The sequence below is a fragment of the Acinetobacter sp. 778_lipA genome, assembly GCF_058242985.1.
Genome location: NZ_JBZAYT010000001.1, coordinates 2078738 through 2094275, shown reverse-complemented (window position 1 = coordinate 2094275; position 15538 = coordinate 2078738). Strand labels below are relative to the sequence as shown.

Below are 15538 nucleotides of genomic sequence, written 5' to 3'. Positions count from 1 at the left end.
AAAATGAAAAATAGAGGCTGCTATGACAAAACGGATATTACATATTGTCACTAATGTCGATAACTATGAGGGTATAAATTATCCTACAGGGTTATGGTTGGGAGAACTTACTCATGCTTACGATGAGTTTGAAAAAAATCATTATGTTCAAGATATTGTAAGTCCACTCGGTGGAAATTCACCAATTGAACCTAAATCATTAGGACGTTTTGTTGCCGATCAATCAGTATTAAAACGTAAAAATGATCCAAGCTTTATGAAATTACTTGAGAATACAAAGAAGCCCTCTGAAATCAATTAGCAAGATTACGATGTGATTTATTACACGGGTGGCCATGGGGGTAATGTGGGATTTTTTGGATAATCTAGAACTCCAAGAAATTACCAAAAATATTTATGAAAACGGTGGGGTAGTATCTAGTGTTTGCCATGGTTATTGCGGGTTATTAAATATTCGGCTTTCGAATGGCGAATATTTAATTAGAAATAAAAAATTGACTGGGTTTGAGCGGTGTGAAGAAGTCTTAGCAGGTGTGGCTAAAAAAGTTCCATATAATGCAGAACAACGGGCAAAAGAACATGGTGCATTTTATGAAAGAAAGTTCATTCCTTTTGCCCCAAATGTTGTTAAAGATCAAAATTTGATTACTGGTCAGAATCCATTTTCTGCACGTGTTACTGCTGGAGCAATTATCGAGTATTTACAAAAAATGTAGTTCTATATTTGAGTATAGTGCAATAGAGTTAAAGTGATAATGCCTGACGGATGAAAGCATGAATACTAATTTATATAAGAAGAAATGTATAAAATGACACGTGTTATTTATTTAACTTATGTTTGCCTGAATCTGAATCCATATTTTTATTTTAAAAAATATTAAAAAAACAATAATAAATGTCTTAAATTTGAAATAATAAAAAACTAAGTTCATGAACTTGCTCTGTAAAGTACTGTTTGAACCAAAATAATGGCTAAGAATTGGACACTGATAACTATTCATTTTTCAATTAGTGATTTTAGATAACTCAATAATATCGGTCTTAAATTAATTACTTAAATTTAACTTTATGAGATGGAACTAATCAACAAGAAATAATTATTGCAGCTAAAAGATTGATGAAAGGAGCATATTCATGGGGAAATTATAAAATAAAACTTAAGATATTGATTTTTATATCTAATTAAGCATTGATGGTTACTAAAAAAATATATACTGTAATAAGCATTCATGGTAAAAAATTTAAATTCTTGATTGAGCTGTAGATGTATGTCCCTCGTCGTTACTAAAAGAAATAAAAATATAGCCCAACTGATCCACGCTGTTTCACATTTAGCTGAAACAGAGGGGGATCATGTTTCTAGTATTTCAGGACTTTCTTTTCATAACAGAATAAGCCCAACGGAGAGCACTCATTGTGTCTACAATTTAGGTGTAGGTATTATCTTGCAAGGGCAAAAAGAAATTGTGATTGGAGATAAAGTCTATAAATGCTTTGAAGGACAAAGTATGTTGACGACGATTGATTTACCAGCAACATCACATGTTGTACAAGCCTCCTCGCATAAACCATTTTTAGCTGTTTTACTTTTACTCGATCTTCAGATGCTGAATGAGGTTGTAGCAAATATGCCAATCGAAGATGAACATTCATCTTCAGAGGATATTCATGATTCGTTTTCAGTAGATTGGGTAGATGATCCTCTTACAGATGCCGTATTGAGATTGGTTAAAGTCCTCGAAGAGCCTGCTATGATTCCTCATCTAGCACATTTAATTCAAAAAGAAATTATCGTTAGACTATTAAATAGTTCACAAGGTATTTATTTACGACAACTCGTCAAAACAGGATCTGTAAATCAAAAGATTCACCAAGTTGTGAGTTGGTTGAAAAATAACTATACACAACCGATTCGGATGGATGATTTGGCGGAACGGGCATTTATGAGCCCATCAACTTTCAGACAACATTTCCGCGAAATTACAGGAATGAGTCCATTACAATACCAAAAACAACTCCGTTTACAGGAAGCTCGTCATTTGATGTTAAATCAAAATTTGGATGCAGGACGTGCAGCGAGTTTAGTCGGTTATGAAAGTGCTTCTCAGTTTAGTAGAGAATATAGTCGTTTGTTTGGAGAGTCACCTCAACGTGATGTGCAGCGATTAAAGCAGAGTTCATAATTGAATTTTGCCGAATTAAATATAATAGGCAAATAACTCGTCATTTTAGGCAATGTTAAAGTTTTCTCATTTTTTATACTGCTTATAAATATTCAACTTATTATTTAAGGCAGTTGAGATGTCGCTAAGCAAGCTTACTTTATTTAAACCTTTTGAGTTAGTTCATGGGATTTCTTTACGTAATCGAATTGTCATGGCGCCTATGACGACGTGGTCTGGAAATGAAGATGCAACGGTTTCTGAGCAAGAACTCGAATATATAAGACATCGTGCTCAAGATATAGGACTTGTTATTACAGGTTGTACGCATGTTCAGGAAAATGGAATTGGTTTTACCAATGAATTTGCTGCGTATGACGATCATTTTATCCCAAGTTTAACCTCACTTGCACAAGCAGCTAAAAGTGGAGGAGCTCCCGCCATTTTGCAGATTTTCCATGCAGGGAATAAAGCTGTACCTAGTTTGATACCTCATGCTGATTTGGTAAGTGCAAGCGCTTTAGCTGCACCTGCTGGACCATTTAATGATGGTCAACTGAAAAGTCGTGCTTTATTTTAGAGGTAATCCATGCCTTTGGTGAAACGACACGTCGAGCTATTGAAGCTGGATTTGATGGAGTTGAATTGCACGGAGCACATGGGTTTTTAATTCAAAATTTCTTTTCCCCACAATTTAATCAGCGTGACGATGAATGGGGTGGTTCCCTAGAAAAACGTATGCATTTTCCTCTAGAGATTGTTAGAGAAGTAAAACGTGTGATTAAGCAATGTGCCAAAAAACCTTTTGTTTTAGGCAATCGTATTTCTATTGAGGAATATGATGAAAAAGGCTTAGGTATAGCTGATAGTTTACAGCTCATTGGTCGTTTAATAGATGCTGAAATTAGTTATCTTCATGTTTCATTAGTTGACTTACTTAACTCAAAACCTGTCGATACTATTGATGAACAACTTATTATTAAACAGGTAATTGATTATGTTGGTGATCAATTACCTATTATGGCTGCAGGTATGATTCTAATTCCTGATCAAGCTGAAAAGGCTTTGGGTTTGGGTCTCCCCCTAGTCGCTGTAGGTAAAGGGCTAATTATAAATCCAGAATGGGTACAGTTAGCCCAAAATGATCGTGCTGATGAAATTGAAACTCAATTGGATTTAGAAAAAATGCCTGAACTTGTGATTCCTGAAAAGTTACAGCAGGTGATCGAGGCAACAAAAGGCTGGTTTCCGATTAAGCAAATAGAGAAGTCTTAAACAGACTAGATTTTGAATTGACTGGTCAAGGAGACAAAAATGTACGATGAAACTACAAATGATGTCATTACTTCATTGGCAAAGAATGTCGATCGCCTCAGTCAAACTGATGGCGACCACCAAACAGCAATTTCTACATTATCCTTGCATCGACGTTCCAAGCCAAGTGCGACACATTGTATTTATAACTTAGGTTTAGGTATTGTTCTACAAGGCGAAAAGCAAGTCATTATTGGGGAAGAAATTTTTACATATACATCAGGACAATCAATGCTGACAACGATTGATATTCCAGTTGTTAGTCATACTCGTTGTACTACTGGCCATAAACCTTTTTTGGGATTAATGCTTTCACTTGATGTAGCAATGATTAGGAAAATGGTTTCTCAACTGGGGCAATTGGATTTTAAGGAGAAAATACAACCCTCTTTCGGTGTTCAAGTTATTGACTATGCTCTAATCGAATCGATAAATCGTTTGGTAAATTTAATTGATGAGCCTGTTTTATTATCTCAGTTATCGCCTATTATTCAGCAAGAAATAATGATTCGTTTATTAACAGGGCCCAATGGTGTTTATCTACGTCAATTAATTAAAGTTGGCTCTATGAATAGCAAGATCGAAAAAGCAGTATCATGGTTGAAGCATAATTTTATTAAACAAATTCAAATGGATGATCTTGCGGATCTTGTTTTTATGAGTCCATCGACGTTTAGACAACATTTTCGGGAGATTACGGGTATGAGCCCATTACAGTACCAAAAGCAACTCCGTTTACAGGAAGCCCGTCATTTGATGTTAAATGGTGAGGTAGATGTAGGTCATGCAGCAAGTTTAGTAGGTTATGAAAGTGCCTCTCAATTTAGCCGTGAATACTCACGCTTGTTTGGTTCTTCACCCCAAAAAGATATCCAAAACCTACTCTTAGCTTGAACTAACAGAAAATTTTTTATATTCGCCCAACTTCTAAGAAAGAAGTGGGGTTTTATTTTTTTAAAATATTGAAAAATATATTTAATTTAAAAAAATTATATAAATAACAGAATAGGCAAATTATCCGTTGAATTAGGCAATTCAATCAGGTTTCGTCATCCTATACTGAATACATAGAAAGATAGGTAACCAACCTAAAGTAGATGGTAATTAAGCATAATTAACGAATGAGGTACTCCATATGCAAACTGTAAAATATAAAAATCTAGCATGGGAATCAGCAGCTAATATCCTTTTTCCTAATGACTTTGACAAAAGTAAAAAATATCCAGCCATTGTCAGTGTTCATCCAATCGGAAGTTGTAAAGAACAAACTTCTGGCAATATTTATGGTAAAGCCCTAGCTGAGGCAGGTTTTGTAGTTCTAGTAATCGATGCATCGTTCCAAGGTGAAAGTGGCGGTGAACCACGTTTTATAGAAAATCCATATCACCGTGTTGAAGATATCCGTTATGCAGTAGATTATTTGGTCACTCAAGATTTCGTTGATGAAAATCGTATTGGTGCTTTAGGTGTCTGTGGTGGTGGTGCTTATGTACTCAACACGGCAATGACAGAGAAACGTATTAAAGCAGTGACTTCAATCACTGGCGTGAACTTTGGCCGTATGACCCGTGAAGGTTATGGTGGAACAGGTGAGGCTTTGATTGAAGGGCTCGAGGCAATTGGATCACAACGTACTGCCGAAGCTCGTGGTGGAGAATTATTAGTGAATGATTTACTTCCTCCATCCGTAGAGGAGGGTAAAAAAGCTGGAATTACCGATATTGACCCATTAGAAGCGACTGACTACTACAAAACTGCTCGTGGTCAGCAGCCAAACGGTGCAACCAGTGCATTACTTTCTCGTATGAGTGTGGCTTTGGGTTGGGATGCATTTCACTTAGCTGAAGTCTTATTAACCCAACCGATTTTGGTTGTAATCGGTGACAAACCAGGAGCTTTTGGAGCTTACCGAGATGGTCATGAAATTGTATGTCGTGCAGCATCGAAACAAAAAGAGTTGTTAGTTTTAGAAAATACATCACATTACGAATTCTACGACCAACCAGAACCTGTTGCTAAAGCATTAGCGAAAGCAATCCCATTTTTTAAAGAATATCTTTAATTTTGAAATATAAAAAGTTCAATAGTGGAATATTAAAATGTCAAAAGAAATCAGTATTCAGAATCAAAATGGTCAAGGAATTATACTTGCAGCAGTAATTAATTTCCCTGAAGGGTTTGATGAAAGCAAAACTTATCCTGCGGTTGTGGTGAGCCATCCTGGCGGTGGTGTCAAAGAGCAAACGGCTGGTTTATATGCTCGTAAGATTGCTGAACATGGCTTTGTAACAATTGCTTATGATGCATCTTTTCAAGGTGCGAGTACAGGCTTACCACGTCAGTTAGAAAATCCTTATATCCGTACTGAAGACGTCAGTGTCGTGATTGATTATTTAACAACATTACCTTATGTCGACAATAACCGTATTGGTGCGATGGGGATTTGTGCAGGTGCCGGTTATACCGCAAATGCAGCAATCAATGATCGTCGTATAAAAGCTGTAGGTATGGTGAGTGCAGTCAACATTGGCCAAATGTTCCGTAATGGATGGGAGAACAATGTCAAAGACGCAGATGCAATTCCCTATATCCAAGCAGGTACAGATGCTCGAACTTCAGATGCGAGTGGTGCAGAGATTGTAACTATTCCGCTTGCTCCATTGAAAGAAGAAGATGCACTGAACGAAGAATTGCGTGAAGCTTGGGAGTATTACCATACTCCACGAGCAGAGCATCCAAATGCACCGGGTTTTGCAACAGCACGTAGTTTAACCCAAATCATTACTTATGATGCATACAACAAAGCAGAAGCCTTCTTTACTCAACCTTTACTCGCAATTGCAGGGAGTAACGCGGGCAGTAAGTGGATGAGTGAAGATCTAATTAATCGTGCAGCGAGTACAGATAAACAGCTCTATGTCGTTGTAGGGGCAAACCATATGTCACTGTATGACAAATTGAATTTTGTTGATGAGGCAATTGGTCAACTTGTTCCATTCTTTACGACAAAACTTTAATTACTCTGCATTTAAAGTAATTCAATAGGTCACTTTAAAGTGGCCTGTTTTTTATTGAATGTTTAGAGTAACGCAAGGAAACGTGTTTGGTTTGTGATAAATACAACGCGCGGAAAGGGTGTTGAAATTGTGAAAGCAGCGGTTCAGCAAGGGGACTCTGTAATTGCTAGAGGTCAAAGTTAACGTCCCAGTGATCATATTGAACTTGATATTTGCGTTGAACAGCAGTAGATATTTGGATAAAACGTTTCAGGTGCATTGATGTTTTACAGGATAAAACACATTTTCTGCTAAAAAAACGGCTTTAGCGATAATAAAAGAGTTTAAAAACTCATAACTTAATGTCTCAAAAAAACTAAAAGCAAAACCATCACTAGTTTTGCTTTTGGGAGAGTTAAATAAAATGATCTGCTTTAATAAAACTAATTTTAAGGAACAATTACAAAATCAGGATTTGCTATAGCAAAAACAGCTTCACGATCTGCAACTGGCGGATAAATCCATACCGTATTAATTTCTTGTTTAATTTTTTTCGCCTCATGGCGCACAAATTGAACTTTTCGATCCCATCCTTCAGTGTAAAGTGCTCCCCATGGGCCTAAGTCGACGCAAGTCACATACTTTGGTTGGCTATACGCATGTAATGGCAAATCAACCAATTCTGCTGCAGCATTATAACCCGCTACACGGCCTAGGCTCATGGCATGCTGACATGACATCACGTTAAAATTACCTATATTGTCGGTTGGAACTTTTACAGTATCACCCGTCACAAAAATATTTTTTGCCTCTGGTGCATGTAAATAAGCATCACCTAAAATACGACCTAAATTATCTTTTTCACCTGCAATTTGAGAGGTCAGCGAGTTCGCTCGCATGCCCGCAGTCCAAATGACAGTTTCTGCTTCAATTCTTTCGCCGTTAGAAAGTGTTACCCCAAAAGCATCAAGTGCAGTAACCCGTAGTCCAGCTTTACCTTCAATGCCAAGTTCGCTCAGCGCTTCTCGAATTACCGCCGCAGCTTCGTCACCCAATGTTGCACCAATTTCTGCTGATGAATCGACTAAAACCACACGAATATCAGTTTCACCTAAAATGCTACGTAGGCGCTCAGGCATTTCGGTCACTGTTTCAAGCCCAGTCAGTCCACCGCCTGCAACCACGACGGTATTACGTGCTGCATTTGCAGGTTTATTGGCTAAGCTTTTAAGATGTTGGTCAAGTTTTTCAGCATCTTCTAATGTACTTACGCTAAATCCAAATTCAGTCAGCCCCAGTATAGGTGGCATAAAAGTAGTACTTCCAGTTGCCAGAATAAAACGCTCATAGCTTAAAGTCTGTTTATCGCCGTGAGTTGTGGTAATTACAAGATTTTGGGCAGTAGTATCAATTTCATTTACCCAGCCAGCCACATATTTAACGTCTACTATACTTAATAACTCTGAAATATCAGGGTACATATTTTCAAGTACAGCTTCATAAAGTCGAGGACGAATATCCACATTTGGACTAGGGGAAACCATCATCACTTCAATGTTTTGTTGTTGGGAAGTCAAGTAAATTGCTCGTTGTGCGGCAAGTGCTGCCCATAACCCAGCAAAGCCAGAACCTGCAATAATAATACGCTTACTCATTTGATTATCCTTTTGATAGATTTTTCGGACATACAAATTCTTACTCATCCCAAAATTTTGGGTGAGTGAATCCTTTCTCTGACAGTCCGAAAAATCTGAGAAGGCATTTAAAACGTTTAGAGAAGTTTTACCTTAGGGATGAAAGCCCTATAAGCTCATTAGTCGGGAGTATCCCGTGATATTTTACTTTTCCGCATTTTTGCTGTTCTTCCTTCTATGCGTTTATTAATCCAGCCATTTACATCACTAAAAAATACGTCGGGTGCATAACGACCAAAACGGTCTGCAATATCACCAAGTGTGTGAGCACCTAAAGCATCTCGCATGGCTTTTTCAGCCTGTAACATAACTGCATGTACTGCACATACACCACTGGTTGCCCAATCGGGTGGGGCATTGTTAAAGACCGCACATTTACCACGAACTTCTTGGCACTCAAAAAGTGATTTTTCACCTTCGATTGCATTCACTATATCTAAAAAAGTAATTTCTTGAGCAGATCGAGCGAGTAAATATCCGCCGCGAATACCTTCTTGAGCAACAACAAGACCTGCCTTTTCAAGTTTAGGAAAAATCTTGGCCATAAAACTCGGAGAAACTCCTTGTAATTCAGCAAGATCCTTACTACTTAAAGGTTTATCTTCATTGTTCACAAGAAAAAGAAGACAGTGAATCGCATACTCGACGCTACTAGTAATATAAGCCATTTAATTTCATAATTGATCAATTACAAACACAGACTAATGTAGTCTGTGTTTTAAGTCAACAATAGAACTAAGACAAAGTTAGTCCTAGTTTTATGAAAAGAAAATATAGATGAAAATAATAAGGCTATATCACTGAATATAAATACATTTAAAAGAGAATTAAAGGACGTAAATAATTTAAAAATGATCGAAAAAATTATGAACGCCACCAATAATTTTCGACATTTGGCTCGTTTAAGTTCAATACTTCACCCATTTGAGGCGTACTAATCGATAATTGGTTTTGATGAGCCAAAGCAACAATCCGTTCAAATGGATCATCCCAAGCATGAAGCGCCAAGTCAAAAGTCCCATTATGTACAGGCAACAAATGACGTCCTTTTAAATCGATATGTGCTTGTAATGTTTGCTCAGGTTGCATGTGAACATCTGGCCATTCTGGATCATAGGCCCCAGTTTCTAGCATGGTAAGATCGAAAGGACCATAACGATTTCCAATCTCTTTAAACCCATCGAAATAACCAGTATCACCACTAAAAAACACCCGTAAATCATTATCAATAATTACCCACGATGCCCAAAGCGTTGCATTGCTATCACTCATACCACGGCCTGAAAAATGATGGGCAGGGGTGGCGATTAGCTCAAGACCATCCACATGGATTGTTTCCCACCAGTCAAGTTGCTGGACCTTTTCTGCTGGCACCCCCCATTTAATCAGTGCGTCACCGACGCCAAGTGGTGTTAAGAAGTGTTCAACTTTGTCTTTGAGTTGGATTACTGCATGGTAGTCGAGATGGTCATAGTGGTTATGCGACAAAATCACACCTTTAATGGCAGGTAAGTCCACAATACTAATTGGTGGTTGGTGAAAACGCTTAGGGCCAATCCACTGAAAAGGCGAGGCACGCTCAGAAAAAACAGGATCGGTTAACCAAAATTCATTACGCAATTTTAATAAAATTGTCGAATGCCCAAGACGAAATAGAGAATGGTCTGGGGCACTCATCAGTTGTTCTTTTGATAAACTTAACACAGGAATTTCTCGATTTGGCACCGTATTTTTGGGTTTGTTAAATAAAAATTTCCACATTAAGCCTAGCGTTTTTCCGAAAGAATGTGTATGCAAATTCGGCTGTGTATTGCTAAATTTCCCATTGTGTTGCTGTGATGACATGAAGGGAGAAGGCAAGTCTGTTGCATTTGAAATTGTCATTTTATTTTCCTTGAGTGGAATAACCTATGTCTGTAAATAAGAACTTGAGATAAGTACTTATTTTAATTTATTTAAATGAGTATTTAATCACTCATTAATTAATTTAAAAATAAGAATGTTGCACATTCTTATTTTAGTCTTTATCTAGATTGAAACTGCATGCCAAAACGCTTCAAAACCGGACTTCCGATAAAGATCAGCTTGAGAAGTGTCTTGGGCAATAAAGTTGAGTGTGACTTCAGCAAGCGCACCCAAAATTGAACCGATAAACAAAGGTGGATAATCTCTTAATTTGCCATCATCAATATGTTCTTGAATAGTCTTAGTAAAATCACAAAAAGTTTGCATACCAATGTGTTTACTCTGTTCTGTAATTTGTTCTGAAGTCGACAACTGCGCCATCACTTTACGTTTGAGTGGGGCATCTAAACTCCAGTCCAGATAGCTTTGCCATATATAAAACATTTGGGTTTGTAGGCCTGAGTTGTTCGGATAATTCAGCATTATGACCTGACGCAGCTCGGCCTTTAGCGAAAGGTATAATTGGTTGAGTAATTCCTCTTTATTACTGAAATAAGTAAATAAAGTACCTTCTGCCACACCAGCAACTTTGGCTATTTTTGAAGTAGATGCACGCTCTCCAAGTTCTGCCAATGTTTCAATAGCAGCATTTAAAATCGCATTACGTTTATCTTCACTACGAGGACGAGCCATAGACAAATATATTAATTGAGTGATTACTCAATCATACATAAAAATAGATAAAGCGCAAGATATATATTTTAAAAGGGATGGGCTTTTTCAAGATCATAAGCTATAGCATCACATATACGGATCCACTCAGCAAAGTTAGAACTATAATGAGTATTCATAATTATAGTTTCCGCAACCGATAAGACACGAGAAATTATTGATCAGTGTAGGGGATCAGATGGTCAGTTAATGCTTCTATTGAATAAAGCTATTTTTAAGTCGTTGATCTATATATTAAAATTTAAATCACGGGCAACTTTTCAGAGATATGTTTAATCCTGAATATCTGCTGTTACAGCATGTGTAAATCGCTAGATTCTCTCATTAGATTGTTTCAATATAGATCCAGACACTCAAATTTACAGGACAATCATCATGATATTGAGATATCGTATATTTTTAAAATATCTTGCTATTTTAGGTTTTATGGCAAGTTCTGCTGTAACTAGCGTAGCTTTCGGAAGTTCCGAGAAGGCATGGAACAAGCATGATCAGGAAATAAAAGCGGCTTGTATAAAAGCCAGTCAACTTAAAAGTGCCAAAACAGTGAGTAATATCATGCTTTTTGATGATCGTGTTGGATATTCGGCACTCTTGATTCAAGGAAAATATCCGCAAGCACATATGAAAAACAAAACAGGACAAGAACTGTGTTTATGGAATAAGACATCGAAGAAAGCTTATTTAACTGAAGCAAACATGAAAGTACATTGAAGTCATAACTATACAAAGTCGAGTAGCGATCTGATTTCTGCATATCTTAAATTATGTTGCTTAAAATAGTCAGCAACGTGAATAAAATTATCTAGATTCACGTTGCTGAGCTGTGGCAACAATATCGACAGATGACACATAAGTTGTCATTTCTGATTAAATAATATCAATGAGTTATAGAATTTAGTGACAATCAATGACATTAGTTAGTGACACATAAGCTGTCATTTATTTTATTTTGTTATTCAATATCTTAAAGTAAATATTTCAGAAAAATAAAAAGATATAATAATGAAAGAAGACTTTTTTACTTAAACCAGATTGAGATGTTTTTAGAGCATGTGCTGTTTGTGATAAATTGAGATTATGTTGAGCGAGTTCTCTAATAATTCTAAGTTGTTGAAAGTTCATAATTTGGATATAGAATATAAAAATAAGAGCAAATATATAAATAAATGCTCTTTTAGATGATCAATGATTAACGCATTGTGACGAATTCTTCAGCAGAAGTCGGATGAATTGCTAAAGTGTTATCGAAGTCTTTTTTAGTTGCTCCCATTTTTAAAGCAACAGCAAAGCCTTGCAGAATTTCATCCATACCGTATCCAATACCATGAATTCCGACCACTTTCTCATCAGTTCCTACACAAATTAATTTCATTTTTGTGAGTTGTCGATGTTCTGTTATCGCTGTATACATGGATGTAAAGGAAGAACTATAAATTTTGATGGCATCTTTACCAAATTTTTCTATCGCTTGATCTTCGGTTAATCCAACTGTTCCAATAGGTGGGTGACTAAACACCACAGTCGGAATATTTTCATAATCTAAATGTTCATTTGGCTTATTGTTAAATAAACGTTCAGACAGTCTTCGACCCGCTGCCACAGCAACTGGAGTTAACTCGACTTTACCTGTAATATCACCCACTGCATAAATGCCAGACTGTGTTGTATTTTGATATGCATCAACATGAATAAAGTGATTCTCGTTCAATTGAACTTGAGTCTTATTAAGATTGATCGCTTCAGTTGCAGGTTTTCTACCAATTGCCCAAATCAAGCAATCTACGGTATGTTCTCTACCATCTTCTAGGTGTAATACAAGTGAGTTGTCTTCAACTTTAGTCACTTTGTTAATCTGACTATGAGTATGCACGTTAATATTTTCACTGCGCATATTCTCTAATAGTGTTTTACCAAGGAAATGATCTAATCCACGCAAAGGCTGATGTTTACGAATAAATAATTGTACATCCGAACCCAATGCATAAAGAACACCTGCCAACTCCACAGCAATATAGCCAGAACCAACAATAGCAGTCCGCTTCGGTAAGTGTTCTAATTCGAAGAAACCATTGGAATCAATACCATATTCAGCACCGTCAATTTCAGGTTTGAATGCTTGAGTCCCCGTAGCAATTAAAATATGGTCAGCTGTGTACGTTTCACCATTTACTTCAATTGTTTGAGCATCTAAAAATTTTGCAAAACCTCGAATGACATCAACATTATTTTTAGCTAGTCCTGTGTCATACGATGTATGTATTCGGCTGATATAGGCTTGTCTGTTTTCAACTAATTTCTTCCAGTTAAAGGATTTCAATTCTGTATTAAAGCCATAGTCAGGACCATATTTATGAATCGCATCGGCAATTTGAGCTGAATACCACATCACTTTTTTAGGAACACAACCTACGTTGACACAGGTTCCACCAATATCACCCATTTCTATCAGTGCACATTTCTTACCATACATGGCAGCACGATTGACTGATGCAATACCGCCACTGCCTCCGCCAATCGCAATATAATCATAGTGTTTAGACATAAATGAAATTCCTGTTTTTTAGATTTAAAAAGTTAAAGACTTAAGCATTCATTTGAATGACAAATCTAAACTTAACATCTCCTGCTCTTAAACGTTGTAAAGCATCATTAACACCTACTAACGGTACAGTTTCTATTTCAGGAAGAATATTTGCTAATAGACTAAAATCGAGCGTTTTTTCTGAAACGTGAGGTGTTCCTGTTAAAGAGCCTTGAATAATATTCTCTCCAACGACTAATTTCCCAGAAGATAGTGAAAGAGGATCTTTTCCTGCACCTAATAGAATGAGTTTTCCTTTAGGTTCTAATCCAGCCATTAAAGGAGATACAACAACTGACTCATTACCAACGGTTGTTAAAATGAGCTTAGCACCTCCTAGTTTCTGTAATTCGGCGATAGTATCTTGGGTATTGGTATCAATATAAATATGTGCACCAAGTTTTTTGACATCATCTGAGATGTCATCACCACGTCCGATTGCAACAACTCTAAATCCCATTTTATGGGCATATTGCAGTGCCAAATGACCTAGACCACCGATACCTTGAATTGCAACTAAATCGCCAGCTTGAGCACCAGATTTTTTTAAAGCATTGAATGTTGCCAGACCAGCACAGAGTAGGGGGGCAGCATCAACAGAATCTAGACCTTCAGGAATTGCAACTAATCCTGTTGCTTTTGCAAGCATTAACTCTGCATAACCACCATCTTGATTGCTACCAATATACGTTTGATTTGTACAGTGGACAAAAGCACCTTGACGGCATTGATCACATTCATTGCAATGTCCACCTAATCGGCCAACACCGACACGCTGTCCCATTTTCCAAATCGTTGGTACATTTTCGCCTAATGCAATAATGCGTCCAATAACTTCATGACCAGGTACACGCAATAATTGATTTTCACCTGAAATATCAGATAGATCTGCGCCACACATACCACAAGCTTCAACTTTAATAAGAACTTGATCTTTTAATGGCATAGATATTTCTTTCTTTACCAGCTCTAGCTGTCCAGTTTCAGAAACTTGTAAGGCTTTATACATATTTAATGTGCTCAGAATATAAGTGATATCTAAAATAGACTTGAGCCATTTTGTAAACAAAGCATATTTTCTTTTTAGATTAGAAAGAAAATGTTTCGATGAAAAAGCAAGGCATTGACTAATGCGAAAGCGCAAAATGCTGTAGCAACAACAGTGTTGTGTAGGCTACAGTCTTAGATATCTTACTTAACTTATGTTCACCTGAGTTCTAGTTCATAATAAATTATTAAAATTTATCTTTTAGTTTCAATTGTTTATTTGGATAAATTAATTTACTTAAAAGAAGATGGTTCATGAACCTAAGATTTTTATTAAAAATAAGCTTAAAACCATGGTGGTGTTTCAAAAAGTATGCTGAAAAAAAGCAGGTTGGATTTTGATAAAATAGAGAAATGCGAATAACTCTAGAAATCAAGTGTCCAGCCTGCCTAAGTGACAGTATAAAGAAAAATGGCACAAAAGTAGATGGTAAGCAAAATTACCAATGTAAAATATGCAGACGTCAATTTATTGGTGATCATGCTCTCAGTTATCAAGGCTGTCACTCAGGTATCAAAACCAAAATATTACACCTCATGGTGCGAGGCAGTGGTGTCAGGGATATAGCAGAAATTGAAAGAGTAAGTATCGGTAAAGTTCTACGGACACTTAGCCAATCAAAATATCAACTTCGAGCACAGCAAAGTCATTATGAAACCCTTGAAGTAGATGAGTTTTGGACTTTTGTTGGTCATAAGCAAAATAAACAATGGCTAATTTATGCCTATCATCGAGAAACAGGTGAAATTGTTGCTTATGTATGGGGTAACCGAGATTTAGCCACTGCAAAACGACTTAAATTAAAATTGAAGCAGTTAGGTGTAAGCTATACATGTATATCAAGTGACCATTGGGATAGCTTTGTTACGACCTTTAAAGAATGCAAACAGTTGATTGGTAAATTTTTCACTGTGGGTATAGAAGGCAATAATTGTCGATTACGGCATCGAATCAGGCGAGGCTTTAGGAGAAGCTGCAACTTCTCCAAAAAGCTTGAAAATCATTTCAAAGCCTTTGATTTAGTATTCTTTTATATCAATAATGGATTCGTTTAATGCCAGCATACTTTTTGAAACACCACCAAAACCATAAGTTCTTTCATT

Annotated in this window: 14 protein-coding genes and 2 pseudogenes; 9 read left to right on the top strand and 7 right to left on the bottom strand. The window is 36.7% G+C overall.

Annotated features, from left to right (window positions below; all coding sequences use genetic code 11):
- Positions 1-22: 22 nt before the first annotated feature.
- The 7 genes and pseudogenes from AC4CUY_RS09975 (at position 23) to AC4CUY_RS09945 (ending at position 6493) form a co-directional block, all read left to right on the top strand.
- Positions 23-716: pseudogene (locus AC4CUY_RS09975) on the top strand (type 1 glutamine amidotransferase domain-containing protein).
- Positions 717-1268: 552 nt separating this feature from the next.
- On the top strand, positions 1269-2183 hold the full coding sequence (locus AC4CUY_RS09970) for an AraC family transcriptional regulator (RefSeq protein ID WP_336951118.1): 915 nt from the start codon (positions 1269-1271) through the stop codon (positions 2181-2183).
- 118 nt (positions 2184-2301) lie between these two features.
- Complete coding sequence (locus tag AC4CUY_RS09965) at positions 2302-2742, top strand: oxidoreductase (RefSeq protein WP_490774047.1); 441 nt, start codon at positions 2302-2304, stop codon at positions 2740-2742.
- The gene (locus AC4CUY_RS09960; protein ID WP_490774663.1) at positions 2736-3437 is read left to right on the top strand and encodes an oxidoreductase; all 702 of its coding nucleotides are present in this window, start codon (positions 2736-2738) and stop codon (positions 3435-3437) included. The genes AC4CUY_RS09965 and AC4CUY_RS09960 overlap by 7 nt, the downstream gene beginning before the upstream one ends.
- Positions 3438-3476: 39 nt before the next feature.
- Positions 3477-4370 (top strand): AraC family transcriptional regulator N-terminal domain-containing protein, encoded by an 894-nt coding sequence (locus AC4CUY_RS09955; protein WP_419328905.1) that lies wholly within the window; start codon positions 3477-3479, stop codon positions 4368-4370.
- A gap of 241 nt (positions 4371-4611) precedes the next feature.
- Positions 4612-5538, top strand: a complete 927-nt coding sequence (locus AC4CUY_RS09950) for an alpha/beta hydrolase (protein WP_490774046.1) — start codon at positions 4612-4614, stop codon at positions 5536-5538.
- A gap of 37 nt (positions 5539-5575) precedes the next feature.
- Entirely contained in the window at positions 5576-6493 is a 918-nt protein-coding gene (locus tag AC4CUY_RS09945; protein WP_490774045.1) for an alpha/beta hydrolase, read from the top strand.
- A 428-nt stretch (positions 6494-6921) separates the two neighbouring features.
- Here the strand turns inward: AC4CUY_RS09945 and AC4CUY_RS09940 are convergent, their stop codons facing one another.
- From AC4CUY_RS09940 to AC4CUY_RS09925, 4 genes are all read right to left on the bottom strand, one after another.
- A complete protein-coding gene (locus tag AC4CUY_RS09940) occupies positions 6922-8127 on the bottom strand; it encodes an NAD(P)/FAD-dependent oxidoreductase (protein ID WP_490774044.1) in 1206 nt (401 codons plus the stop codon).
- A 158-nt stretch (positions 8128-8285) separates the two neighbouring features.
- On the bottom strand, positions 8286-8834 hold the full coding sequence (locus tag AC4CUY_RS09935) for an RrF2 family transcriptional regulator (RefSeq protein WP_483771024.1): 549 nt from the start codon (positions 8832-8834) through the stop codon (positions 8286-8288).
- Positions 8835-9030: 196 nt separating this feature from the next.
- Positions 9031-10050, bottom strand: a complete 1020-nt coding sequence (locus AC4CUY_RS09930) for an MBL fold metallo-hydrolase (protein ID WP_490774043.1) — start codon at positions 10048-10050, stop codon at positions 9031-9033.
- 144 nt (positions 10051-10194) lie between these two features.
- On the bottom strand, positions 10195-10764 hold the full coding sequence (locus AC4CUY_RS09925) for a TetR/AcrR family transcriptional regulator (protein ID WP_419359661.1): 570 nt from the start codon (positions 10762-10764) through the stop codon (positions 10195-10197).
- Positions 10765-11178: 414 nt separating this feature from the next.
- Here AC4CUY_RS09925 and AC4CUY_RS09920 point away from each other — a divergent pair, with 414 nt between their 5' ends.
- The gene (locus AC4CUY_RS09920; protein ID WP_490774042.1) at positions 11179-11517 is read left to right on the top strand and encodes a hypothetical protein; all 339 of its coding nucleotides are present in this window, start codon (positions 11179-11181) and stop codon (positions 11515-11517) included.
- A gap of 300 nt (positions 11518-11817) precedes the next feature.
- Here the strand turns inward: AC4CUY_RS09920 and AC4CUY_RS09915 are convergent.
- The 3 genes and pseudogenes from AC4CUY_RS09915 to AC4CUY_RS09905 form a co-directional block, all read right to left on the bottom strand.
- Positions 11818-11928: pseudogene (locus AC4CUY_RS09915) on the bottom strand (CysB family transcriptional regulator); the annotation flags it as partial.
- Between the two features lie 67 nt (positions 11929-11995).
- Complete coding sequence (gene gorA, locus AC4CUY_RS09910) at positions 11996-13348, bottom strand: glutathione-disulfide reductase (protein ID WP_419328899.1); 1353 nt, start codon at positions 13346-13348, stop codon at positions 11996-11998.
- A 40-nt stretch (positions 13349-13388) separates the two neighbouring features.
- Positions 13389-14396: an alcohol dehydrogenase catalytic domain-containing protein gene (locus tag AC4CUY_RS09905; protein WP_490774041.1), complete on the bottom strand. Its 1008-nt coding sequence runs from the start codon at positions 14394-14396 to the stop codon at positions 13389-13391.
- 392 nt (positions 14397-14788) lie between these two features.
- Here AC4CUY_RS09905 and AC4CUY_RS09900 point away from each other — a divergent pair, with 392 nt between their 5' ends.
- The gene (locus AC4CUY_RS09900; protein WP_004282341.1) at positions 14789-15490 is read left to right on the top strand and encodes an IS1 family transposase; all 702 of its coding nucleotides are present in this window, start codon (positions 14789-14791) and stop codon (positions 15488-15490) included.
- Positions 15491-15538 lie beyond the last annotated feature (48 nt).